Source organism: Streptomyces sp. NPDC049040 (assembly GCF_043197715.1).
GTDB lineage: Bacteria > Actinomycetota > Actinomycetes > Streptomycetales > Streptomycetaceae > Actinacidiphila.
The window spans coordinates 974228-997095 of sequence record NZ_JBICTO010000001.1 but is presented as its reverse complement, the minus strand read 5'-3'; the positions used below and the strand labels follow the sequence as shown (position 1 = coordinate 997095).

Sequence of the window (22868 nt, the reverse complement as noted above, 5' to 3'; positions counted from 1 at the left end):
CGGATCTCTCGATGCCGAGGCCCAGAGGCGCAATGGTTCACCAAGCGAGGGGACCTGGCGTGCCCGACAGACCGCGGCTGGCGGGAGCCGGTGAGCACGACCACTACGTGCAGGTTCACTGCGAACTCCGCTACGAGCCAGTACGTATTCTGCCGGACGACCTGCCTCTGCAATGAGTCCATGAAAGTAGCGTGGGCGGATGGACCGGAACCAGCGGGCCGTCGGCGCCGTCGTCGGGTCGGCAGTAGGAGACGCGTTGGGTGGGCCCTTCGAATTCGGCCCGGCCGGAGCGTTCTCCGCCCGTTTCCCTGGCGGCGGCGACATGGAGATGTGCGGAGGCGGTGGCTGGGAGCCCGGTGAGGCCACCGACGATACGCAGATGGCGGTACACCTCGGCGAGTCCCTGCTGGAACGCGGCGGGCTGGACCTGCCGGACGTCTTCGCACGGTTCCAGCGGTGGGCGGCCGCCGATCCGAAGGACATCGGCCTGCAGACCGAGGACGTCCTGACCAACGGCGAAGCCTGGGACGCCGCAGCAGCAGCGCACTTCGCGAGCAATCACCGCGCCGCCGGGAACGGTGCACTGATGCGCGCCACGACGTCCGCGGTCCACTTCGCCGCTCAGGGCCGGCAGGCGAGTATGGACGCCGCACGCGAGATCTCCGCCCTCACCCACGGCGACCCGGCCGTCTGGGAGGGCACCGCGATCTTCCATGAGCTCGTACGCGTGGCACTGGAGGGTGAGGACGCGCTCGCCGCCGTCCCTTCCGCGCTCGCGCAGGTCCGCCCGGAGCACCGGGACCGGTACGCGGTCGTGCTGCACCCGCGCTGGCACCCGGATCAGGCCACCGAGTTCAACGGCGCCGTCTGGCCCTGCCTCGGCTCCGCGGTCTGGGCCGTACGCACCACCACCTCGTACGAGGGTGCTGTACGGGCAGCTGTGGACCTCGGCGGCGACACCGACACCGTCGCCGCGGTCGCAGGCGGCCTCGCCGGAGCGATTCACGGATTCGACGCCATACCCACCCGGTGGACCGCGGCAGTGAATGTCCCCCTTCCGGGGGCGGGAGAGCGGGTCCTCCGGCTTTCGGACCTCGCCCGTCTCGCCCTGCGCCTTGCCGACCCGTCGACCGGCTGGAACGCGTGTCTCCGGGATGTCAGGTCCACGCGGCCATGAGGTCTTCGGGCGTCAGGCTGCGGACGCCCTGTGCGGTACAGCCGCTGCGGGCGACGGCAAGGAGCGCCAGGTCGATTTCCGGATCGTTCGTACGGGTCCAGTAGCCACCGACCGTATGGGTGCCCTCGGGCAACTGCTCGTCGGTCAGGCGCCACAGGGCCTCGCGGAGCACAGGTTCGACGGCCCGGCCACGCCACGCCACGCCACGCCACGATGTCCAGCTTGCGCGAAGGGATTCGCGGACACGGTCGCCGCGCCCTCGTTCGATCAAGGGCATGCCCGGACCGACGAAGGCGAGCCAGAAGCGCAGGTGGGGGTCGTCGATGCGAGAGCGGGTCTCGCGACTGGGCCTGCTGGACAGAGATGTGTCCGCCGCGACCATACGGCGGGTGGTGAGAGGTTCGAGAGACCGTTTCACAGAGCCCGGATTGAGGTCGCCGGCTGCGCGGCCGATGAGCGTGAAGGTACGTTCTCCGAGCCCGACGGCTCCGAGGACGGTACGGGCTTGACCCTCTGCGGGGTCTCCGCGGCCAGGCTGCGCTCGCCGCTTTTTGTGAAAGTCGCCCTGCTGCAAGTCTTGGCCAGCTGTCCTTCCCCGGGGCGCCCTGGAGGAAAGGGTGTGCGAAAAAGGCGTGGTCTGCCCGGGAGGGCGGTGTCCGTCGTAGGCTGAGGCGGCCGAACACGGGAGGCAAAATGGCGCGGTATCTGATCTCCTTCGACGACGGCGCGATGGACTTCCCCCGGGAGGAACTGCCCGCGGTGGCCGAGGCGTCGCACAAGGTGGTGCGGGAGGCGCAGGACGCGGGCGTGTGGGTCTTCGGCGGTGGGCTGGAGAGCCAGCAGGCGAGCGTCGTGGCCACGGACGGGACGGTCAGCGACGGCCCGTACCCGGAGACCAAGGCGGTCATCGGCGGGTTCTCGATCATCGATGTGCCCTCACGTGAGGACGCCCTGCTCTGGGCGGCCAAGTTCGCCGCCTCGTGCCGCTGTGCACAGGAGGTCCGGGAGATCATGCCCGATCCGGCCGTCTGACAGCCGACGGCCCGCTGGGAGTTGGTGCCGATCCTGCGCCGGTGGTCCGAACGGGGCCGGCCCGGCAGCCCACAAGCCGCAACCTGTGCCTACCCGGCCTCCGGCCCTTTCGGGTGAGCCGGCGCCGTGACCGGCGGGCCGTCCGTCGTGGCGTAGCCGTGGAGGAAGGCCCGCACACCGGCGGTGACCATGGCTCGTAGCGCGTCGGGGTCGTGCAGCTCGGCCCGGTCGGTGAGGTTGTCCGCGGAGACCAGCAGCATCAGGTGGCCTGCCGCCCGCCGGGAGTCGGTGATCCGCAGCTCGCCGCGTTCTGCGAGCCGCCGCAGCCGTTCGGCGAGCGCGCTGCGGGTGCGGCCGGGGCCGGTCTCCTGCCACAGCGCGAGTGCGGCCGGCGGGATGTGCTCGGCCTCGGCGTTGATCTGGCGGATGAGCGCGAAGTGCGGGGCAAGGTCGGAGGTGAGCACTCCCAGCCAGGCCAGCCCGAAGTCGATCAGGTCCTGTTCGAGGTCGACGACCTTGCCCAGGTGGCGGTCGATGAGGTCGACCATCGTGTCGGCGACGCGCTTCGTGCTGTCCTGGATGACCGTCTGGAAGAGGTCGGCCTTGTCGGTGAAGTGGTTGTAGATGGTGCGGTTGGACACGCCCGCCGCCGCGGCGATCGCGTCCTGGCTGGCGCGGGTGTAGCCGTCCCTGGCGAACAGCGTCAGCGCGCCGGCCACGATCGCCCGCCGCTTGTCGGGCTGCCCGACCGGCTTCTTTCTCTCCGTCACGCCATCGAGGCTACTGGACCGGCTCCACGGATTGCACCGGTCATTGCACCTGTTGCACCGATCGACGTAACATCTACACCGAGCGGTGCAATGACACAGCGAGGAGTGGGTCATGACCAGGATCGGAATCATCGTCGGCACCACGCGCCCCGGCCGCCGCGGCCGCGCCGTGGCCGAGTGGGTCGCCTCGGCGGCCTCCCGGCGGCACCCGGAGGCGGAGTTCGGGATCGTCGATCTGGCCGACTTCCGCCTGCCGCTGCTCGACGAGGAGCTGCCCGCCATGGCAGGCCGGTACGCCCACCCCCACACCCGGCGCTGGGCCGAGGCGATCGCCCGCTTCGACGGCTTCGTCTTCGTCACCCCGGAGTACAACCGCTCCATCCCCGGAGCGCTGAAGAACGCCCTGGACTTCCTGTACGCCGAATGGAACAACAAGGCCGCCGGGATCGTCGGCTACGGGGTGCACGGCGGTACCCGGGCGGCAGAACACCTGCGGCTGATCCTGGCGGAGCTTCAGATCGCCACCGTCCGCAGCCAGGTGGCGCTGTCCGTGCACCGCGACTTCGCCCCGGCCGATCCGGCGGGCACGGCAGGCACGGCGGCGGGCACGGCCGGCACGGCAGGCACGGCAGGCACGACGGCAGGCACGACGGCAGGCACGGCAGGCACGGACCAGCACACCGCGCCGGGCGGGGTTGCCGCCGACCCGCACGGGCACGCCCCACTCGGCGCCCTGCTGGACGACGTCCTGGCCTGGGCCCGCGCGCTGGAGCCGATCCGCCAAGGAGTGCCGTCGTGACCACTCCCCCCATCCCCGCGGGCCCACTGCCGCAGGAAGCGCTGGACGACCTGGCAGGCGCGGTCGCCGCCGACGCGACCGTCGCCGGGCTCGGCGAGTCCACCCGCTTCGCGCACGACACCTCCACCCTGCGCGACCAGGTCTTTCGACGCCTGGTCCGCGACCACGGCTTCCGCGCCCTGGCCCTCCAGGACGACGCGGCCGCCGCCGCGCGGCTCGACGCTTACGCCGCTGGCGGTCCGGGCACCGCCGAGGCGGCGCTGGCGGGCGCCTGGCGCCCCTGGCGAACCGCCGAGACGGCGACCGCGCTGGAGTGGATCCGCGGCTTCAACCGGGCCCACCCCGCCGACCCCGTCCGCGTCTTCGGCGTCAAGCCCGCCCAGGCGAGCCCGGCCGACTACGACGCCGTGCTCGACCACGTACGCCGCACCGCCCCGGAACGGCTCGCGGAACTGGCCTCGCACCTCGACCCGATCCGCACCGCGCACGACGTCGACGAACACGTGCAGCGCGCGAGGGGCACGCACCCGGGGCGCCCTTTCGCCGAGCACGCCCGCGACGCGCTCGCCCTCGTCGCCGACCTGCCCGGCGAGGCCGCCGCGGCCCGGATGCGCCTGATCGCGGAATTCCACCAGCGCAGCGTCGCAGGACGCGCCGACTACGCGGGCGACGCCGGGGTCTGGGCGGAAACGATCACCGGCTGGCAGCGCCGCACCGGGCACCGCGTGGCCCTCTGGGACGGCATCGCGCACACCTCTGCCGCCCCGGTCACCCTCGGCCTGGCACCGGGGCGCGGCCCGCGGCCCACCGTCGGCAGCGTGCTGCGCGGCCACTACGGCACCGGCTACGTGTCGGTGGCGATCGGCTTCCACCACGGCGACCTCGGTGTCGCCGAGGTCCCGGCCCCCGCCGCCGACTGGCTCGACGCCCGCCTGGACGCACCCGGCCGCGCCGCCCACTGGCTCGACCTGCGCACGGACGGCCAGGGCCGGCGGTGGGCGGGACCTGCCACGGCACGTGTCATCAGCGGCGTCTACGAACCCGCGCGGGACGCGGCAGAACACCTCGTCGTCGACTCGCTGCCCGACGCCTTCGACGTACTCGTCCACGTCCACCGGGTGTCGCCGGTGCGATGGCTGGCCTCCTGACCGCCATGACCGCCTGCCCCCTCGAACCCGGGCGCCGCGGCCTTGCCGAGGTCCGCCACTCCCCGAGTCCACCGGCCCGCGGGAGATGTCCCCCGGCGGCGCCCGCGCGTCCGGCACCCGGCATCCGGCATCCGAGCCCCGTCAGGCGAACCCCGTCAGGCCATCCCCGTCAGGCCATCCCCGTCAGGCGATCGCGCGCAGCGCTTCCGCGGCCGACCGGCAGAGCTCCTCGTCCGCGAGGATGGTGCCGCCGTACCGGCGTTCCGCGGTCGTCACGGCCTCGAGCAGCGGCACGGCGGCCGCGGCGGGCCGGCCGATCCGCCCCAGTACTGCGGTGGCCCGCAGGACCAGCGGGCTGACGCGGTGGTCGGCCAGCGGCCGCAGCGCCGGGAGCAGGACCCCGACGGCGGTGGCGGCGTCACCGGTGACCCGCCACCAGGCCTCGGCGGCACCGACGCGGGTCCACTCGCCGGGAGCGTCGAGGAGCGGCCGGATGTCGTCGGCGTGGCGGGCGGCGAGCGGACCGAGGTCTGCGAGATGGCTCAGCACCGGGTGCCCGAAGCCCGCGCGCACCGCCGCGCCGATGACGTCGAGTGCCGTCTGCGGATCGCCGGTGAGGCGCCAGTGCGCCCAGGCGGCGGTCTGGGATCCATGCCATCGGGGCCCCGTGCAGGCGCCGATGTACTGGCGAGGGGGCCGCCGCGATCCGCGGGCGAGCGCGGCGAGCACCTCGGCCGCCGCTCCGGCGGCCGGGCCGATCCGGCCGAGGGCTTCTGCGGCGGGCCTGGCCTGCGGGGTGTCCAGCAGTGCGACGACTTCCGGCACCGCCTCCGCGGCCCTCGGCCCCCACGCGACGAGGATGCGCAGCACCTCGGGAACCCCGCGGGCGTCCGGACCTTCGCCGAGTCGCCCGCGGAAGGCCGGCAGCAGTTCCGGGGCCCAGCGCGCGGGCGGCAGCCCCGGCTTGAGGTCATGGTCGCCGAAGCTCTCCCGGTACCAGGGCAGGGCCCGGTCGTCATCCGCACCCACCAGTGCCTGTATGGCCCTTTTGGCATTCGACGCCCACACGTCCGGCAGGGACGGGTGCCGCTCGACGAAATCGACCAGCCGATCCGCGTACGGCGCAACGGCCGATCCGCCGTCGGCGAGGATGTCGAGCGCCCCGGCGGCGACCCAGTTCCCATCGTCCAGCCCGGCGACGACCATCTCCCACAGCTCCGCGGACGGCCTTCGCCAGTACCGCAGTTGCGTGGCCACCGCCGCCAGGGCATCCCGGCGCAGGCCCTCCTTCTGGTGCCCGGACAGCGCGGCGGCCAGTGCGACGGCCTCCCGTGGGTGCTCTCGCAGCCGCTCCGCGGTCTTGCTCACCACTTCATGGCGCCGGGGCCATGCCGGCACATCGGACAGTGCTTCCACACCGGTCTCGGCGAAGGCCTCGCCCGCCGAGAGGCCCAGTCCCGCGGCACCGGCAGGTGAGGCCATCGGCGCGACGGCCCACACCGCCCCTGCGCGTACCAGGGCCTCCGGGTGACCCGACCACCGCAGGAACCAGCTCTCCTCGACCACGGCCCCGGATTCCGACAGCCGCCCCAGGGCGATCAGTTGGGAGACCAGCGCCGTCCGGTCGGCCTCCGCCTCGGCCTGGTTTCGCAGCGCGTCCCGCACCTCGGCGTCCCCGCTCGCTGTCTCCCCCAGGAACCACGCGGCGCGGACGCGAACGCCCGCATCCGCGTCCGCGAGCAGCGGGACGACGTGCGAGCGGCCCGCCACGAGCGAGGCGAGGGCTTGCCGGTCCGCCGGCCGCGGGTCGGTGCGTGCCCGGTGGGTTCGCCAGGCCAGGAAGTCGAGCACGTGGCGGCGGTACGACCGGTCGAGGTCGGGAAGCACTTCGAGCAGGCCCGCTGCGATGGGAGGGAACAGCGGATCGCCTGTCGACCAGTGCAGGCGTTTCACCAGCCGCGCCCACGAGGTGCTCACGCTTTCCGGCGACCGCATCCCGCTCAGCAGCCGTGGCACCTGCTCCTGCCCGGCAGGCACCCCCTCCAGCACGTGCCAGTGCACTGCGGCCTCCCCCTCGTCCATGCCCGCCCCCTGGCCTCCGCTTCGGCGGGCGCCGGACTCGGAGTCAGGGCGCGGGAGTTCGCCGAGGTCGGGAGGACGTTCAGGATACGGCGGGCAGCCAGGCGGTCCATGGTGCGCCGGTGCGGGCGCGCGGCCGGCGGGGGTGCGGGGAGGGGACGCGCCGGAGGCCCCGCTTGCCGCTGGTCCAGGGGCCTTGGGGGCCGGCCGGACGGGGGATCCGAGGATTCGGGTCCCCCGTCGGGTGTCAGTGTGCGGGTTCGAGCAGGGCGACAGCGGCGGTGGTGTGGGCCGGCAGCAGGGCGCCGGTGAGCCAGCAGGTGGTGGCGTCCGCGAGCCGGAGGGGCGTCCAGCGGCCGGAGGCCGGGCGGTCGGGGAGGGTGACGGCGTCGATCTCGGCGGGGCGGCGGTGGCCTGTGGCCCGGTGCAGCGCCTGGCGGGCGGTGAGCAGCCAGGTGGCCGTCCAGATGTCGGGCAGGGTCCTGCCGGAGAGCCGGACGGGGTCGTGGCGGGCAAGGGTGTGGTCCGGTCCGCGCAGGGCGTCGCGGCCCGCGCTGGCGGGCAGGGCGGCGACCCCTACGGCGGCCTCGCCGGGGACGGCCGCCACCACGGTGAGCCTGCCCTCCCCTGCGTCGGCGCTGAGCGCGGCGGTGCGGCCACCGCGCAGCCGCAGCAGGTCGTGTTCGCGGTTGCCGCAGTGGCGGCAGCGCGGGCTGTGCGTGGTGTCGGCGCAGCGCACACCGAAGTGCCTGTCGAGGACGCCTGCCAGCGGTGCCCGCGGGTCGAGGGGCGGCAGCAGCGGGGCGGTGGACCAGCGTAAGTGGATGCGGTCGGAGTCGGTGAGGGGCGGGGGCGCGTCGTCGGGGACGGCGCGCATGGCGACCAGGCCGGGCGGCTGGAAGCGGGTGCGGGGGCGGCTCAGCAGGACATGGGTGGTCGGCACGGGTGGGGTCCTGTCGTGTGAGGGGGCGGGGTGCGGGTGCCCTCGCCCGGGGGCGCTCCGTGCGGGTGCGGGCCGTGCGGGCTCTGCGGGCTCTGCAGGTGGGGGCCGTGCGGGCCGTGCGGGTACGGGTCGTGCGCGCCGGGTGGGTACGCACCGCGCGGGTACGGGTCGTGCGCTCCGTGCGGGCTCTGCAGGTGCGGGCCGTGCGCACCGGGTGGGGCGGTGGTCCGCCGCCGCCCGGTCACGCCCCGGTGGGGCGGTGGTCCGCCGCCGCCCGGTGCCGGCGCTGGGGCCGGCACCTGTACGACGGCATGGCGGACCACCGCCCTCCGGCTTCGGCGCCTCGGCGCCGCCGGGGTGGTCCCCGGCAGCGCGACCGGGCGCTACGCGCGGTCGAGGAGGTCGGCGAGCAGGGCCGCGCGGAGGGTCACTCCGTGCTGGACCCCGTCGAAGTACCGGACGTTGGCCAGGTCGTCGACCTCTGCGGGGAGTTCGTCGCCGCGCGGGCCGGTGTGGAAGACCTGGACGGGCGAGCCTGCGAGCAGGGCGCGGGTGAAGCGGTAGCGCTCGGGCAGCGGCTCGCGGTCGCGGGTGGCTGCCGCGGCCGATACGTGGAAGTCGGGCAGTTCGAACGGGATCATGCTGATCGCGTCGACCTGGCGGACCATGTCGGTTGCGGATTCGGCCAGTTGCCAGCTCGCGTGGTGTGCGCGCAGGACGCCGGTGACGTCCTCGGGCAGCGTGTGCCCCTCGGGTGCCAGGAAGGTGACCCGGCTCGCGCCGCACGCGGCGACCGCGTAGAGGATGGAGCGCAGCGTCCGGCAGGCGGGGTCGCCCACGAGGCCGATGTGCGCGCCGTCGAGGGAGCCCAGTCGCCGCCGCATCATCCAGGTGTCGAGCATGGCCTGGGTGGGGTGCTCGCGCTCGCCAGTGCCGGCGCTGATCACCGGTACCGGGGAGTGGAGGGCGGCGCGTTCCGCGGCGTCGTCGTCGGTGTGGCGCAGGACGAGGACGTCGGTGTAGCCGCCGACGATGCGGACGGTGTCCTCCAGGGTCTCCTGGAAGAAGTCCCCGGCCCGGGTGGTGGCCGCGTCGGCGAACCCCACGCTGGCCCCGCCGATGCGGCGCATCGCGGTCTCGAAGCTGAGCCGGGTGCGGGTGCTGTTCTGGTAGAAGAGGACGCCGAGCAGGGTTCCCTGGGCCAGCGTGCGCAGCTCCTCGGGGCTGCGGCGCTCCAGGTCGTCGGCGAGGGCGAACAGTTCCTCGAACCGCTCGCGCCGCCAGTCGCGTACGGCGACGGCGTGCCGGTTGCCCGGCCTGCTGAGTAACCCGGTCACTTCCTCACCACCACTTGCCGTGCACGGTCTTGGCCATCCACTTCTGGGTGTCGAGCATGGCGTAGCCGGGTGTGACGGGCAGCGGTTCCGCGCCGGGGAGCTGGTCGAGGCCGGTGATGGCCTGTGCCAGCCGGCTGGCCAGCATGCCCTGGGCGAGCGGCGGGGTGCTGGCCAGGATCGGGCACTCGCGGTCCTCGATGAACCACTTGTCGAGCATGGCCGTGCCCGGGTAGTCCGGCATCTCCGGGATGAAGCGGCTCAGCAGCCGGCGTACGTTCTTCTCGTCCAGCGGCTCGTCGACCGGCACACCGAAGTACTCCTCGGCGGTCATCGAGTCGCGGGTCCACTTGAAGAAGAAGGTGCGGTGCCCGAAGACCGGGGTGAGCATCATGAACTGCGGGCGGGTGGAGCGCCGGAAGGCCTGGTGCAGGGTGTAGCGGGCCGCGATCTCGTAGAGCTCGATCTTGTCCAGGACGTAGTCGCAGTCCTCGACGAACTCGTCGGCCGTCTCGGGTGTGATGCCCTCGGGGTACACCTCGATGTTCGCGTCACGGGCGGTGTTGTAGACCTGCTCGGCCACCACCTCGGCCTTGTTGCGGCCCACCGTGTCGATGCTCGCGCCGAACTGCCGGTTGATGTTGGAGAGTTCGAAGTGGTCCGGGTCCGCGAGCTTGAAGTTCCGCACGCCCAGGCGCATCAGGCGGTCGGCGGTGGCTCCGCCGATGCCTCCGCAGCCGGCCACGCCGACCACGGCGTCCCTTAACCGGAACTGCCTTTCGAGCTGCTCCTCCTCGGTGTCGCCGAGCCAGCCGAGGTTGCGCTTGACGCGCTCCAGATAGAACTTCTCGTCGTAGGTGCTCTCGTAGCGTGTTCGGGTGGTCACGTTCTTCTCCCTTGCAGGGGTTGGGAACCGGGCTTCCGGGGGACGTGTCCGCCACCCCGGGGGGTGGTGCGATGGGGCGCCTGCCCGACCGATGTCGCGCCAATACTCCCGTTTGGGTAAACTTCCACGTTTCGTCCCCCGCCTGAATGTGACGGTCGGTCAGCTCATAGGCCGCGCGCTTCAGGCGGCTTGTGGAGGCTCCAGGCGGGTCGTCAGGTCCGTGCCGAGCCAGGCGGAGATGCCGTCCGCGGCGGGCTCCAGGAGCTTCACCGCACGGCTGCCAGGGGCGCGTTCGACCCACCGCGCGTCCACCATCGCCTGGAAGAGCGAGGCGCCGACCGCGCCGCTGAGGTGGTGGCGCTGCTCGGTCCAGTCCACGCAGTAGCGGACCAGCTTGCGGCGGGTACGCGGGCGGCCCACGCCGATCCGGGCGAGCAGCGTCCAGCCGTCGTCGGTCACCTCGTAGTCCAGGTCCTGCCCGGTGTGCGACAGGCAGTCCTCGCGGGCGGTCTCCGGGTGGAAGAGGCCGTCCCCGCCGGTGACCGCCCCCCGCTCGAGCAGCGCGGCCATGATCTCCACGCCCAGCCGCCCGGCGAGGTGGTCGTAGCAGGTGCGGGCCACCCGCAGGGCGCGCTGCCGGGTGCCGGCCCGCAGGGAGCGGATCGGCGCGGTGGGCGCCAGCCGGGCCAGCGCCTCCAGGGCGTAGGCCACTTCGGGCGCGGCCAGGCCGTAGTAGCGGTGCCGGCCCTGGCTGCTGACCCGCAGCATGCCGCCGTCCACCAGTTTGGCGAGATGGCCGCTGACGGTCGACGCGGAGACCCCGGTCTCGGCCGCCAGCATCGACATGGGCAGCATCCGCCCGTCGAGCAGCGCCAGCAGGATACCGGCCCGCGTGCTGTCGCCGATCAGCGCTGCCGGGCGGTGGAAGTCGGCTTCTCCCTGGCTGAGGTTCGGCATGGCAGGAGCTCCTTTGCGTCGTCGGTGGACGTGCTGGGTGCGTCGCGGTGGACGCCGAACCAGGCGAGGGCGGCCGCGGCGAGGAAGCCGCCGCCCGCGACCGCGGAGCCGGTGTGCATCCCGGGTACGAATCCGCTCCGGTCCGCCACCAGCGCGCCCAGCAGCGCGATGCCCACCGCGCTGCCGACCTGCCGGCTGGCGTTCATCACCCCGGAGGCGAGCCCGGCCCGGCCCGGCGGGGCCTCTTCGACCGCGGCGGACATCGCGGCCGGCATGGTGAAGGCCATCCCGAAGCCGATCGCGGCCAGCGGCGGCACGAGCCACAGGTACGGCGTGTCCGCGCCCGTCGCCAGCAGCCCGGCGAAGCCCGCAGCCCCGATCAGCATGCCCGCCCACATGGGGGTGCGGGGGCCGGTACGGGCCGCGGTGCGGCCGCTGAGCGCGGAGGCGAGCGCGGCCATCGCGGTCTGCGGCAGCAGCGCGAGCCCGGCCTCGAGCGCGGACCAGCCGCGGACCTGCTGGAAGTAGAAGGTCATGACGAACAGCTGGCCGTAGAACCCGGCGTTCATCAGGAAGCCCACCAGGGTCGAGCTGCTCAGCGTCCGCGAGCGGAAGACGTCGAGCGGCACCATCGGGTCCGCGGTGCGCCGCTCGACCAGCAGGAAGGCCGCCGCGGCGAGCACCGCGAGCAGCGCCGCGACCAGCACGCCGCCCGCAGCCCAGCCACTGTGGCCCGCTTCGATCAGCGCGTACACCGCCGCGGCGAGCATGACCGCGCCGGCGAGCTGGCCGGACCTGTCCATGCCCCGGCCGCGCTCGGGACGCGGCGCCACGACGTGACGAGCGGTCAGGAACAAGCCGAGCAGGCCGACCGGCACATTGACGAAAAACACCGCCCGCCAGCTCAGTGCGGCGGTCAGTACACCGCCCAGCACCGGGCCCGCCGCGGCGGCCACGCCGCCCACCCCGCCCCAGACGCCGATCGCGCGGGTCCTGTCACCCTCGTCCTGGTAGGAGGCGTGGATCAGGGCCAGCGACGTCGGCACCATCAGCGCCGCGGACAGGCCCTGGAGGACCCGCATCGTCACCAGCACCCACAGCTCGGGGGCCGCACCGCAGCCGATCGAGGTGACCACGAACAGGCCGAGGCCCACCTGGAAGACCGGCTTCGCACCGATCCGGTCGCCGACCGCGCCGGCCGACAGCAGCAGTGCGGCGAAAGCGACGGTGTAGCCGTCCGCCACCCATTGCAGGCCGGCCAGGCCGCCACCCAGGTCGTGCCCCATCCGGGGCAGCGCCACGGACACCGCGGTGGCGTCCAGGATGACCATGAAATAGCCCGTGCACAGCGCCACGAGCGGGACGAAGGGCCTGGTCGGCCGCCGCTCCCGCACCTTCTCCCGCTCGTCACCGCCGGGTACGCTCTCCATCGAGTTTTCCCTTCCGGACGTACCGCCGGACTGCCGGACCGTGCCGGGCACGCGACGCCGCGTGCCCTTCCTCCACCATAGGAAGCGCCGACTTCGGTGCACGCCGAAACGTGCCGCGCATGCCGCCGGGAAAGCGGCCGGATCGGGAGGGCGGACCCTCGCCGCTCCCCTGCCGACCGGGGGCAGGTCCGGGGCAGCAACTGGCAGGTCCGGGGCAGGTCCGGTCCACCGGATGTCCGAGGCGGCCGCTAGAGTACGGCGCCGTGGACGCCGCTGATCTTGATTACCGCACCCGGACGGGTTCCGGCTGCATCCCGTCGTACGTGGTCTCCCGGCTCCTGGAGCTGGGCCATGCGGAAGAGGTGGCCCACCAGGCCGGGCACGGGGAGTGGTACTGCGCGCGGGAGCAGGCCCGGCTGCTCGGGGAGCGGGATCGGCAGGCGGAGGCGCTGGAGGTGCTCGCCCCGTACCTCGCCACGGGCTGGTGGAAGGCGGCCGAGGCCTCGGCGGAGCTGCTGGAAAGATTCGGGCGGGTCGAGGAGGCGATCGGGCTGGTCCGCCCGCACGCGGAGGCCGCGGACCGCTCCGCACTGGGATTCCTCGCCGGACTGCTCGCCAGGCACGGCCGGGGCGACGAGGCGTTCGCGCTGCTCAGCCCGCACATCGGGGACTGGTTCCTCGCTGCCGCCCTGGTCGACGTCGCCGAGGGCGCGGGCCGGGACGAGGACGCGGCGGCACTGCTGACGGCCCGTGTCGAGGCGGGCCACCGCTGCGGCTCACCGTCCTGCCGCGGCCACGGCGTCGCGCCGGACAACGCGGTGGACCTGCTGGCGGCGATCCGCGAACGGCAGGGCCGCATCGACGAGGCGATCGACCTGCTGGACACCCGGGTCACCACCTCGGTCAACGGGCGCGACCAGCTGGCCGACCTGCTGGCCCGCCACGGCCGGATCGAGGAGCTGCGGGACTACGCGGCGGCCGAATACCACGGGCACGCCGCCGAGCGTCTCGCGGAACTGCTGGAGGAGCAGGGCGACGTGGACGGTGCCATGGCCGTCTACCGGCAGCCGGGGGACTCGCCGGCCCGCAGGCGCCGCGGGCCCCTGCGTCTCGCGGAACTCCTGGCCAGGCACGGCAGGGGCGACGAGGCGATCGCGCTGACGCGCGCGCTCGCGGACTCCCCCGACGGCGCGGAGGACTGGCTCGTCGAGACGCTGTGCACCCTGTACGCCGACCAGGGCCGCGCCCGGGACGGCCTCGCCTTCCTCGACGCCCGCGCGGTACGCGATGGCGAGGAGGACTGGGACGCGTTCATGAGGCGGCTCCCGCTCATGGTCGCGTGCGGCGAGCGGGAGCAGGCGATCGAGCGGGCCTTGGCGCACCCCGAGAGCGGCACCTGGTACGCGGCCGAGCCCATCGCCGGGCTGCTGGCCGAGGCCGGACGCACCGGGGAGGCCGTCGCCTACCTCGAACGGCACGCCCCTGACAGCTCGGCACTGGCCTGGCACCTGATCGGCCTCGGCCGCGTCGAGGAAGCCGTGGCGATCCTCCAGGCCAGGCCCGGTCAGGCCTGACCGCAGGGGACGGGAACACCGCAGGAGGCGTCCCCGTCCTGAAGGCCGCACGCCCGCCCGCGCCGCGGCGACGACGCGATGGGCCCTCGGCGACGACGCGGTCGGTCCTCGGCAGGGGCGCGCCGCCTCTTGCGTCGGGCGGGCCGCCGGTCCCGCGGGACCGGCGGATCCAGTCCGACCCCCGGTCAGTCCGTGGCCCTGGTCAGTCCGTGCCCGCCGGTCAGTACGACCCCCCGGTCGGTCCGTGACCGCCGGTCGGTCCGTGACCGCCCGTCAGTCCGTGCCCGCCTCCATCGCCGCGCGGTCCAGCACCTCTTCCTCCGCGGTGACCTCGCCGCGGGAGGCGATGGCCTCGGCGCCGCCCTCCGGCATCCGCGGCATGGTGCCGATCAGCCCGGTGGCGGCCGCCTGCGCGGCACCGATGACGGGGCTCTCGGTGCCGATCAGGCCGAGCTGGACGTACTGCTCCAGCTTGGCGCGCGAGTCGGCGATGTCGAGGTTGCGCATGGTGAGCTGGCCGATCCGGTCCACCGGGCCGAAGGCCGAGTCCTCGGTGCGCTCCATGGACAGCTTGTCCGGGTGGTAACTGAAGGCCGGGCCTGCGGTGTCGAGGATCGAGTAGTCCTCACCGCGCCGCAGCCGCAGCGTCACCTCGCCGGTGACGGCCGCTCCGACCCAGCGCTGCAACGACTCGCGGATCATCAGCGCCTGCGGGTCGAGCCAGCGGCCCTCGTACATCAGCCGGCCCAGCCGGCGTCCGTCGTCGTGGTACTGGGCGAGGGTGTCCTCGTTGTGGATCGCGTTGACCAGGCGTTCGTACGCCGCGTGCAGCAGGGCCATGCCGGGGGCCTCGTAGATGCCGCGGCTCTTGGCCTCGATGATGCGGTTCTCGATCTGGTCCGACATGCCCATGCCGTGGCGGCCGCCGATGGCGTTCGCCTCCATCACCAGGTCGACCGGGGAGGCGAACCTCTTCCCGTCGATCGTGACCGGGCGGCCCTGGTCGAAGCCGATCGTCACGTCCTCCGCGGCGATCTCCACCGACGGGTCCCAGAAGCGCGCGCCCATGATCGGCTCGACGGTCTCGACGCCGGTGTCCAGGTGTTCGAGGGTCTTGGCCTCGTGGGTGGCGCCCCAGATGTTGGCGTCGGTGGAGTACGCCTTCTCGGTGCTGTCGCGGTAGGGCAGGCCGCGGGCCACGAGCCACTCGGACATCTCCTTGCGGCCGCCGAGTTCGGTCACGAAGTCCGCGTCCAGCCAGGGCTTGTAGATCCGCAGGTGGGGGTTGGCGAGCAGGCCGTAGCGGTAGAACCGCTCGATGTCGTTGCCCTTGAAGGTCGAGCCGTCGCCCCAGATCTGTACGTCGTCCTCCAGCATCGCCCGGACCAGGAGGGTGCCGGTGACGGCGCGACCCAGCGGGGTGGTGTTGAAGTAGGAGCGCCCGCCGGAGCGGATGTGGAACGCCCCGCAGGTGAGCGCGGCCAGTCCCTCCTCGACCAGCGCCGCCCGGCAGTCGACCAGGCGCGCGATCTCGGCGCCGTAGGCCTTCGCCCGGCCGGGCACCGAGCCGATGTCGGGCTCGTCGTACTGGCCGATGTCGGCGGTGTACGTGCAGGGGATGGCGCCTTTGTCGCGCATCCACGCGACCGCGACGGAAGTGTCGAGGCCGCCTGAGAAGGCGATGCCGACGCGCTCGCCGGCCGGAAGGGAGGTGAGGACCTTGGACATAGGAAGAGTATGCATAGACTCGCATGATCATGATAATGCGAGTCGGCCCGAGCCGGAGGTCACGATGGCACGGTGCACCGGTACGGGGCCCGCGCGGCCTCTTACAGGCTGATCCAGTAGCGGCGCTTGAGGCCCGCGGCGGTCGTGCGGGTGTCCTCCAGGACACCGCCGTTGCGCTCGATGCTGCGTGCCGAGGCGATGTTGTCGTCGTTGCAGGTGACCAGGACGCGGGCCAGGCCGAGCGCGCGGGCCTCGGTGAGGACTGTCCCGAGGGCCCAGCCGGCCAGGCCGCGCCGGCGGGCCGAGGGGCGGACGTTGTAGCCGATGTGGCCGCCGACGTCGAGCAGGAAGTCGTTCAGCCGGTGCCGCAGATCGATGGCGCCCAGGTAGGTGTCGCCTTCGACGATCCACCAGTGGGTGGCGTGGACGCGGCCCTCCCCCACGGGGACGGATTCGTCCGCCTGCACGCGGAGGAGTTCGACCCATGCGGAGAAGGCCTCGGGGTCGGCCAGGTCGGTGTCGGGCACGAGGTGCATGCCGCCGCCGTCCTGGTGGGCGCCCGCGGGCCACTCGTCACGCGCCGCGAGCCATGAGGAGTGGAGCCGGGTCGTGGGCGCGATCAGTTCGGGCATGCGGGGGACGCTACACCGCGCCGCTCCCGCGCGGATCCCCCGCAAGGGCGGAGGTGTCGACGGAGGGTCAGACGTTCGCGGTGCAGGGCAGCGCCGCGGGGTCGTCCAGGGGGAGCAGCGCGATCCCGCCGGGCGGCATGGCCGCGAACAGCGCGGTGGCCGCCGGGTCCTCGGGCACCCCGCCCTCGCACCCCTGGAAGTATTCGGTCATGAAGATCCTGACCGGCTCCGACGGTACGGCCTCGGCGCCCGCCAGTTCGGGTGCGGTGGTGAGCACGCCCAGGATCACGCCAGGCACCCGGGGGGCGCCGGTGCGCAGGGAGGGCTGGAAATAGGGGACGTCCAGGGCGCGCGTCCCGTGCCGGGCGTAGAAGCGCAGCCGGGCCGTCGGGTCGCCGTACGCCGGGTCGGGCGTGTGCCCTGCCGGATGCTCGATCTCGGCGAGGGTGAGCAGCGGGTGGACCCGCTCCTGCCAGCCGGTGTGGATCTCGGCCATGAGGGTCCCGCCGACGCCGGAGGACCGCAGGTCTTTGCGCACCGCCATGTACGACAGCAGCAGCACACCGCTGTGCGACGACCACTCGGCGACCGCGGCGCCTTCCGGCCGGCCGTCGCGGATTACGGCGGAGATCCACAGGAATCCCGCCTCCATGCCGGCGCGCACCTCCGCCAGGGTCATCAGCTCGTAGGCGGGAAAGGTGGGGGCGAGGAGTTCGTCGTAGACCGCGTCCAGCAGCGGGCTGTCCAGCCCCACGTCGCTGACCTGCATGTCGCCTGCCTCTCCCGGACGCCCGGTCATCATGTCGCCCGGTGGTGATGGTGGGGGGTGCGCCCGTCCCGGGGCGCGGTGGGCCGGCTTCCGTACGCGGCGCCCTTGCGCGCCGCACCGCGGGGACCGGGGCTCAGCGTGGCAGACCGGGCGCCACCGGCGGGCCGGAATCGGCCGACCCGCGCCGCCGTCGTCGTCCGCGTCGGGCCCATCAGTGGTCCGCCGGGTCGCGCAGCGGCTCCTCGACGGACTTCTCCAGCTCGTCGCCCATGTGCCGGATCACCCACTTGGCCGCCCTGGCGAACTCGGTCAGGTCGGTGCCGAGGTCGGCGGCGTCCGGCGGGTCGGGTATCCCGAAGGTGTCCCCTGGTTCCCGGCCGACGTAGCGCCAGTACGGCGCGAACAGGGCCCGGCTCCTTCGCTTGGCGGCGGCGACCTCCTCGGTGAGACCGGCGTCGAGCGCCTGCCGCTCGCGCTCCCCCAGGCGCGTGAGCACGCCGCGGTGGAGGGAGTCGGAGTACCGGTTGGGATATTGCCCGTAGGTCTCCTGGCGCACGTGGTAGGCCAGGGCGCGAAGCCCGGCGCGGGCGTAGGCGTCGAAGGCGCGCCGCGGGTCGTTCTCGGCCCAGGCGATGTCGGCGAACGTCTCGGCGAGCCACAGCGGCAGTTCGTTGTCCTCCTCGTCCGCCGCCAGGTCCTCGAGACCGTCGAGGAGTGCGCGGGCGCGCGCCGGGTCGGTGCCGGCCCACAGGTCGCCGATCTGCCAGGCGGCCCAGTTGCCCATCCACAGCTCGTCCTCGTCCGTGCACGCGTCGAGGCTCGCCCGGTACCAGACGGCCGCCCGCTCCCGGTCCTCCTCGGTGCCGCCGCTGCCGAACCAGACGGCGTCGCCCTGCAGTTGGCAGTGCAGGATGTAGATGCGCCGCAGGTCGGGGTCGGCCGGGACGCGCCCGCACCGCAGGCGCAGGTCCCCGGCGATGTCGTTCAGTGCCTCGGCCGCCTGCTCCCACATCTCCTCGTCCCGGCCCGGCGCCTGGTTGGTGCGGCCGGCGACGTAACCGGTGCGCAGCTGGTCGAGCCACTCCACCCAGCGCAGGTCGCGGTCGGCGGGCAGTGCCCGGTAGGCGGCGACGAGCTGGTCGCAGTAGCTGGAGGGCACCTCGGTGTCCCACCAGAAGAACGCTTCCACGAACAGCCGGATCATGGCCCGCTTGCTGCTCTCGAAGTCCGCGCGGGGCAGATGGGCGGCGTGGTAGAGCCACTCCTTGGAGTCGCGCTGCCAGGCCGGGTCCTCGTAGCGCGCGCCTGCCGCCATCCAGGACCCCTCGTCGCGCTCGGCGTCGAAGTTCATCCCGGCCCGGTAGTGGCGCTCGATCGTGGCGTGCAGCCCGGCGTACTCCGCGGGCCGGGTGCGCAGGAAACGGCGGTCCAGGTTCTCCCGCAGGTAGTCGTGCAGCCGCCAGCCCTCGTTCACGTCGTCGTCGAACGGGGTGACGAAGGCGCACCCTGACAGCCAGTCGTAGAGGCGGGACGCCTGCCGCTCGGTGACGCCCTCCGTCTCGCCCAGCACCGCGACGAGGATCGGGGCGGTGCAGCGGCGCAGGACCACCAGCGGGTCGAAGAGGGCCACAGGACGGCCCACGATGCCGGCCGCGTAGTGGTCGACGTAGGTGCGTACCGCCTCGAAGGCGCCGTCGTCGTCCCAGTGCCCGGCGCCGCCCAGCATCAGCAGGCGCACCTCGGCCGCCGAGGAGTCCGCGGGCAGCGAGTCGCGGACGATCGCGCTGCACACCGCCACGCCGATCGGGTGGCCCCGGGTGAGCAGGGCGACCTCCTCGGCCGCGGCGCCGGCCGCGGCCTCCTGCCACCCCGCGCCGACCAGGCGTTCGGCGACGAAGGCGGTGGTCTCCTCGTACGGCAGCAGGCCGAGGCCGATCCGCCGCCCGCCGGTCGCGGGACCCTCGCCGACCGCGGGACGCCTGCCGTGCACGACCACGGCGGTGGACAGGCCGCGCAGTACGGCCAGCAGCCACTGCTCGACCGGGGTCCCCGCCACGGCGTGCACATCGTCCACGAGCAGGGCCGTAGGCCAGGTCCTGGCGAACCTGTCCAGCAGCTGGGTCAGCTGCCCCTGCATCTCGGTGAGCCGGGACCGCGGCCGCTCGGGCGCCGTCCCCTCCGCCGCGGCTGCCGCGGCCGCCAGGGCCGCCTCCTCGACACCGGTGACCTGTACGTGGCTCGAGTCCTCGACGCGGACGTCCAGGTTGACGTTCGCGGTGATCGACGGCGCCGGGGGGCGCACGTCGCGCACGGCGAGCAGCGCGGTCTCCAGCTCCCGGCCCGCGTCCGCGTCGAGCAGCGGCTCCTCGTCGTCGTCGGGTGCGTAGGCCCGGTGCACGTCGGCGACGATGGCGTCGATGAGCTGGCGGCAGGCCGCGTAGTCGGCCATCTCCCGTTCGGCGGGGCCCAGCGACCCCGCCGACCCGTACTGCGGGGCTCCCGCGGTGATGAACAGCACGAGCCGCCCGTCGTCCTTGAGCCCGGCGGCGACCTCGTCGAGCAGCAGCGTCTTGCCGCAGCCGCTGTCGGCGACGATCTCGAAGTGCACGGGGCTCCCGCCGGTGCCGCGGGCCGCGGCCAGCACGGTGTCGCGGGCGCGGGCCAGCGAAGGGGTGTACCGGCCGGCGGCGACGTCCGCGGCCGGCTCCGGCGCGAGCGCTGCCGCCGGCGGCACGGCCACGGCTGCCACCGCCGCCACGGACGGCTCCGGATCCGCGGGCGCGGACGGCCCGGGGTCCGCCGGCACGGGCTCGGGCGGCGCGGGCGGCGCGGGCTCGGCGGCCGGCGGCCCGGCGACCGGGGCCGTGGGGTGCGTCGCCGCCGGACCTGAGGCGATGTCGATGTCGTGGGACGACCTGAGCCGCGCCTTCACCTCGCCCCTGGCATTGCGCACCTTCACCCGGCCCGTGCCGCGGGCCCTGAGGTCGGTCCTGGGCTCCGCCCCCGCGCCTTCCCGCCCTGGCCGGCGGACCCACAGGTGGGTGGCGAGCGAGACCACGTACGCGCCCAGCATCAGCGACACCACGAGCAGGAAGGTCCCGCCGCGCAGGACGCCCGCGCCCTCCACCAGGAGCATGGCCCCGAACCCGGCGAGCAGCACCGGCTCGCCCTTCAGCCCCTCGGCGACGCCGGTCAGCGCGTCCGCCATGGCCGACAGGATGCCGCCGCCCGATTCCGACGGATCACCTGCCCCGGGGTCCGGAGGTGCTAAGGACGAGCCGGGATCGGACATGCGATTCTCCGCGGTGGGTGAGACGTCCTTGGTCCTCGCACCATATGACCCGCCGCCGCGGCACGTCAGCGGATTCGCATTTCACGCGAAGCCCGGCTGTTCCGCTGCGAAAGCCGCACCGCAGCCGCGCGGGAGCCCGGCCGTCCCGCGCGCGAGAGCCCGGCCACACGGGCCGGGCTCTCGTCGTTGCGGTGGAGCGTCGTTGCGGTGCGGGCGTCGTCGCGGTGCGGGCGTCGTCGCGTTGCGGGCGGGGGACTAGTCCCAATGCCGTGTAGTTAGCGGTGTGTGTTTGGTGTCAAGGCGTACGGGTGGTGAGGATGTCGATGCTGATCGTGGCCTTGTAGCTGGTTCTGTCGACGGTGCCTTTGGCGTTGTATCTCGAGATGGCGCGTTTGACGACGCGTGGCCGGGTGCGGATGCGCCGGTCGGGCATGAGGTCGGCCAGGACCCGACGGCCGATGGTGCCGACGAGGTCGACAGCCGTGCTGATGACGCCCGTGGCCTGAACGAGCAGGTCGCGGGCGGTGTTCAGGGCGATGGAGAAGCTGGCCCGGTCGGGGTCGGCACCTGGGCGGGTGGCGGTGGCATCCGCCATGGCCAGTCGCAGGACCTGGTAGGTGACCAGCAGTGCGAAGACTTCCTGGGTGACGCCGGCAGGGGTCCGGGCGCGAAGGACCCGGCCGCCGAGAATGGTGGACTTGATCTCCAGGTAGGAAGTCTCGACCTCCCATCGCTCGTGGTAAAGCCTGATCAGCTCGGCTGCGGGGTGGGCGTGGGGGCCGGCCAGGGTCGTGACCAGGCGGTAGGCGCCGGTGCGGCGCCCCTGAGAGGTGCTGACGGTGATTTCGCAGTCGATGACCCGAACCGCGACGGGTCCTAGCCTGGACAGGTAGGAGCCGTCGGGGAAACGTTCCAGGACCGGAAGTCTGCGGTGCTCTTTCACACGAACGAGGACGTGAGCGCCCGTCCGCGTGATCGCCTCAACCAGGGCCTGGACGGCGAAATTCCGGTCCAGCAGCACGATCATGCCCTCGCGCAGGCTGCGGACCAAGCGCGGGGCATAGGACGTTTCTCCGATCGTGGTCGGCCCGAACACCGCATCCAGGACGGTGCGGGTGCCGCAGGACACCAGGACCAGCAGACGGAGTGAGGGGTATCCCGCCCCGCCGTTGTTGCCGCGGTGCTTGATGAACTCGGCCTGGTTCGCCGGGCTGTCGGGCACGGCCATCAGCGTGCCGTCCATCGCGCAGACGAGCAGGCCACGCCACCGCGTTCCCACGGCGCCGATCCCGGCGGCCGGTCCGCGCAGCAGGTCGAACAAGCCACGCAGCGGTCGGGCCCCGACCCGCCTGCGGGCCTGCGCCAGTGCGCTGGCCGTCGGAGTCGCTGTCGCCAGTCCTTCCAGGCCGGCCGTCAGCCGCTTCCACACCTGCGTCCAGCCGATCCCGGGAAACAGTGCCCCGGCCATCACCAGGTACACCACCACACGGGAAGGCAAGTCCCGTATCCGCTGCTGGGTCCCGCCGGCCTCGGCCAGGACCTCGTCGACCATCTCGAACGGGACGAGCTGCGTCAGCTCCCCCAGATGACCGGGCGCGAACGGTCCCGCAGCAACCGCTACCTCGTGACAAATGACAGACTTGGCGTCCAACGGAGCTCCTGCTGAACAGTGATCTTGGTCGACACGGTTCTAACAGGAGCTCCGTCTGTGCTTCAGACCGCTTGACACATCAGCCCCACGCCTAACTACACGGCATTGGGACTAGTCCTCCGCGGGCCCGTCCGCGGGACCGTCGCCGTCGGCGTCGCTGTCCGCGTCCTTGGCCAAGCCGAGGGTCTCCACGACCCACTTGTCGAACTCGATCGACGCCCGCACCCAGCTGACCGTGCTGGACACGAAGTGCTCGAGGCCGACGCCCAGGCCGACCAGCAGCTGGGCCTCGCCGATCAGGCGGACACTGCCGTCGTCGTGCGTGTGGGTGTAGACCTTCGGCCACAGGGTGCGACGGTTCCAGTCGTCGATGACCTCGTGCAGCTGCGGCTTGTCGTCGACCGAATACGGACGGTCGTAGAAGGTCCTGACGGCGAAGACCTGCTGGTCCCCCTCGCCCCGGAACATGAAGTAGGTGCGGAAGTCCTCCCACGGGGCGGCGATGTCGCCTTCCTCGTCCACGAGGTGCTTCAGCTCCATCTGGTCAAGCAGCTGCTTGACCAGGTCCTGGTCCGGAATGACCACACTTCCGTTGGATCCGGTCGGGTCGGGGTCCGGCTGGCCCCCGAAACTGGGAATCGAGGACGGGTCGATGCTCACCGTGAAG

Annotated in this window: 19 protein-coding genes; 5 read left to right on the top strand and 14 right to left on the bottom strand. The window is 73.1% G+C overall.

Going from position 1 to position 22868, the window contains the following annotated elements:
- Window positions 1-199: 199 nt before the first annotated feature.
- Window positions 200-1177, top strand: coding sequence for an ADP-ribosylglycohydrolase family protein (locus ACGFMP_RS04505; protein ID WP_393670191.1), 978 nt, complete (start codon window positions 200-202; stop codon window positions 1175-1177).
- Here the strand turns inward: ACGFMP_RS04505 and ACGFMP_RS04500 are convergent.
- Window positions 1158-1559: a DUF234 domain-containing protein gene (locus ACGFMP_RS04500; RefSeq protein ID WP_393670190.1), complete on the bottom strand. Its 402-nt coding sequence runs from the start codon at window positions 1557-1559 to the stop codon at window positions 1158-1160. The two genes, ACGFMP_RS04505 and ACGFMP_RS04500, sit on opposite strands and share 20 nt — an antisense overlap.
- A 311-nt stretch (window positions 1560-1870) precedes the next feature.
- Here ACGFMP_RS04500 and ACGFMP_RS04495 point away from each other — a divergent pair, with 311 nt between their 5' ends.
- Window positions 1871-2209 carry a YciI family protein gene (locus ACGFMP_RS04495; RefSeq protein ID WP_393670189.1) on the top strand — a complete coding sequence of 113 codons (339 nt, stop codon included), beginning with the start codon at window positions 1871-1873 and terminating at the stop codon, window positions 2207-2209.
- Window positions 2210-2298: 89 nt separating this feature from the next.
- On the opposite strand, the gene ACGFMP_RS04490 is transcribed toward ACGFMP_RS04495, so the two are convergent.
- A complete protein-coding gene (locus tag ACGFMP_RS04490) occupies window positions 2299-2979 on the bottom strand; it encodes a TetR/AcrR family transcriptional regulator (protein ID WP_393670188.1) in 681 nt (226 codons plus the stop codon).
- Between the two features lie 112 nt (window positions 2980-3091).
- On the opposite strand from ACGFMP_RS04490, the gene ACGFMP_RS04485 reads away from it, so the two are divergent.
- Window positions 3092-3778 carry an NADPH-dependent FMN reductase gene (locus ACGFMP_RS04485; RefSeq protein ID WP_393670187.1) on the top strand — a complete coding sequence of 229 codons (687 nt, stop codon included), beginning with the start codon at window positions 3092-3094 and terminating at the stop codon, window positions 3776-3778.
- On the top strand, window positions 3775-4926 hold the full coding sequence (locus tag ACGFMP_RS04480; protein WP_393670186.1) for an erythromycin esterase family protein: 1152 nt from the start codon (window positions 3775-3777) through the stop codon (window positions 4924-4926). Before ACGFMP_RS04485 ends, ACGFMP_RS04480 begins: the two co-directional genes overlap by 4 nt.
- 183 nt (window positions 4927-5109) lie before the next feature.
- On the opposite strand, the gene ACGFMP_RS04475 is transcribed toward ACGFMP_RS04480, so the two are convergent.
- The 6 genes from ACGFMP_RS04475 to ACGFMP_RS04450 all read right to left on the bottom strand — a co-directional run bounded on the left by ACGFMP_RS04475 (window position 5110) and on the right by ACGFMP_RS04450 (window position 12555).
- On the bottom strand, window positions 5110-7008 hold the full coding sequence (locus tag ACGFMP_RS04475) for a hypothetical protein (protein WP_393670185.1): 1899 nt from the start codon (window positions 7006-7008) through the stop codon (window positions 5110-5112).
- A 244-nt stretch (window positions 7009-7252) separates the two neighbouring features.
- Entirely contained in the window at window positions 7253-7948 is a 696-nt protein-coding gene (locus ACGFMP_RS04470) for a hypothetical protein (protein ID WP_393670184.1), read from the bottom strand.
- A gap of 383 nt (window positions 7949-8331) precedes the next feature.
- Entirely contained in the window at window positions 8332-9285 is a 954-nt protein-coding gene (locus ACGFMP_RS04465) for a hypothetical protein (RefSeq protein WP_393670183.1), read from the bottom strand.
- Window positions 9286-9289: 4 nt separating this feature from the next.
- Window positions 9290-10168, bottom strand: coding sequence for a ThiF family adenylyltransferase (locus tag ACGFMP_RS04460; protein ID WP_393670182.1), 879 nt, complete (start codon window positions 10166-10168; stop codon window positions 9290-9292).
- 180 nt (window positions 10169-10348) lie between these two features.
- Entirely contained in the window at window positions 10349-11125 is a 777-nt protein-coding gene (locus ACGFMP_RS04455) for an ArsR/SmtB family transcription factor (RefSeq protein ID WP_393670181.1), read from the bottom strand.
- A complete protein-coding gene (locus ACGFMP_RS04450) occupies window positions 11074-12555 on the bottom strand; it encodes an MFS transporter (RefSeq protein WP_393670180.1) in 1482 nt (493 codons plus the stop codon). The genes ACGFMP_RS04455 and ACGFMP_RS04450 overlap by 52 nt, the downstream gene beginning before the upstream one ends.
- A 263-nt stretch (window positions 12556-12818) precedes the next feature.
- On the opposite strand from ACGFMP_RS04450, the gene ACGFMP_RS04445 reads away from it, so the two are divergent.
- On the top strand, window positions 12819-14129 hold the full coding sequence (locus ACGFMP_RS04445; RefSeq protein WP_393670179.1) for a tetratricopeptide repeat protein: 1311 nt from the start codon (window positions 12819-12821) through the stop codon (window positions 14127-14129).
- 273 nt (window positions 14130-14402) lie between these two features.
- Here the strand turns inward: ACGFMP_RS04445 and argG are convergent, their stop codons facing one another.
- The 6 genes from argG to ACGFMP_RS04415 all read right to left on the bottom strand — a co-directional run bounded on the left by argG (window position 14403) and on the right by ACGFMP_RS04415 (window position 22861).
- Entirely contained in the window at window positions 14403-15857 is a 1455-nt protein-coding gene (gene argG / locus ACGFMP_RS04440) for an argininosuccinate synthase (protein ID WP_393670178.1), read from the bottom strand.
- Between the two features lie 101 nt (window positions 15858-15958).
- A complete protein-coding gene (locus ACGFMP_RS04435; protein ID WP_393670176.1) occupies window positions 15959-16489 on the bottom strand; it encodes a GNAT family N-acetyltransferase in 531 nt (176 codons plus the stop codon).
- A 67-nt stretch (window positions 16490-16556) separates the two neighbouring features.
- Entirely contained in the window at window positions 16557-17258 is a 702-nt protein-coding gene (locus ACGFMP_RS04430) for an N-acetyltransferase (protein WP_393670175.1), read from the bottom strand.
- 211 nt (window positions 17259-17469) lie between these two features.
- Window positions 17470-20466: a hypothetical protein gene (locus tag ACGFMP_RS04425; RefSeq protein WP_393670174.1), complete on the bottom strand. Its 2997-nt coding sequence runs from the start codon at window positions 20464-20466 to the stop codon at window positions 17470-17472.
- 379 nt (window positions 20467-20845) lie between these two features.
- Window positions 20846-22201, bottom strand: coding sequence for an IS4 family transposase (locus ACGFMP_RS04420; RefSeq protein ID WP_393670173.1), 1356 nt, complete (start codon window positions 22199-22201; stop codon window positions 20846-20848).
- 111 nt (window positions 22202-22312) lie between these two features.
- Window positions 22313-22861, bottom strand: coding sequence for a YbjN domain-containing protein (locus ACGFMP_RS04415; RefSeq protein ID WP_393670172.1), 549 nt, complete (start codon window positions 22859-22861; stop codon window positions 22313-22315).
- Window positions 22862-22868: the final 7 nt, after the last annotated feature.

Excerpts from the sequence above, each read along its gene's own strand:
- ACGFMP_RS04505 (WP_393670191.1), top strand. The coding sequence starts at position 200 with ATGGACCGGAACCAGCGGGCCGTCGGCGCCGTCGTCGGGTCGGCAGTA.
- ACGFMP_RS04500 (WP_393670190.1), bottom strand. The coding sequence starts at position 1,559 with ATGGTCGCGGCGGACACATCTCTGTCCAGCAGGCCCAGTCGCGAGACC.
- ACGFMP_RS04495 (WP_393670189.1), top strand. The coding sequence starts at position 1,871 with ATGGCGCGGTATCTGATCTCCTTCGACGACGGCGCGATGGACTTCCCC.
- ACGFMP_RS04485 (WP_393670187.1), top strand. The coding sequence starts at position 3,092 with ATGACCAGGATCGGAATCATCGTCGGCACCACGCGCCCCGGCCGCCGC.
- ACGFMP_RS04475 (WP_393670185.1), bottom strand. The coding sequence starts at position 7,008 with ATGGACGAGGGGGAGGCCGCAGTGCACTGGCACGTGCTGGAGGGGGTG.
- ACGFMP_RS04455 (WP_393670181.1), bottom strand. The coding sequence starts at position 11,125 with ATGCCGAACCTCAGCCAGGGAGAAGCCGACTTCCACCGCCCGGCAGCG.
- ACGFMP_RS04450 (WP_393670180.1), bottom strand. The coding sequence starts at position 12,555 with ATGGAGAGCGTACCCGGCGGTGACGAGCGGGAGAAGGTGCGGGAGCGG.
- argG (WP_393670178.1), bottom strand. The coding sequence starts at position 15,857 with ATGTCCAAGGTCCTCACCTCCCTTCCGGCCGGCGAGCGCGTCGGCATC.
- ACGFMP_RS04435 (WP_393670176.1), bottom strand. The coding sequence starts at position 16,489 with ATGCCCGAACTGATCGCGCCCACGACCCGGCTCCACTCCTCATGGCTC.
- ACGFMP_RS04430 (WP_393670175.1), bottom strand. The coding sequence starts at position 17,258 with ATGCAGGTCAGCGACGTGGGGCTGGACAGCCCGCTGCTGGACGCGGTC.
- ACGFMP_RS04425 (WP_393670174.1), bottom strand. The coding sequence starts at position 20,466 with ATGGCGGACGCGCTGACCGGCGTCGCCGAGGGGCTGAAGGGCGAGCCG.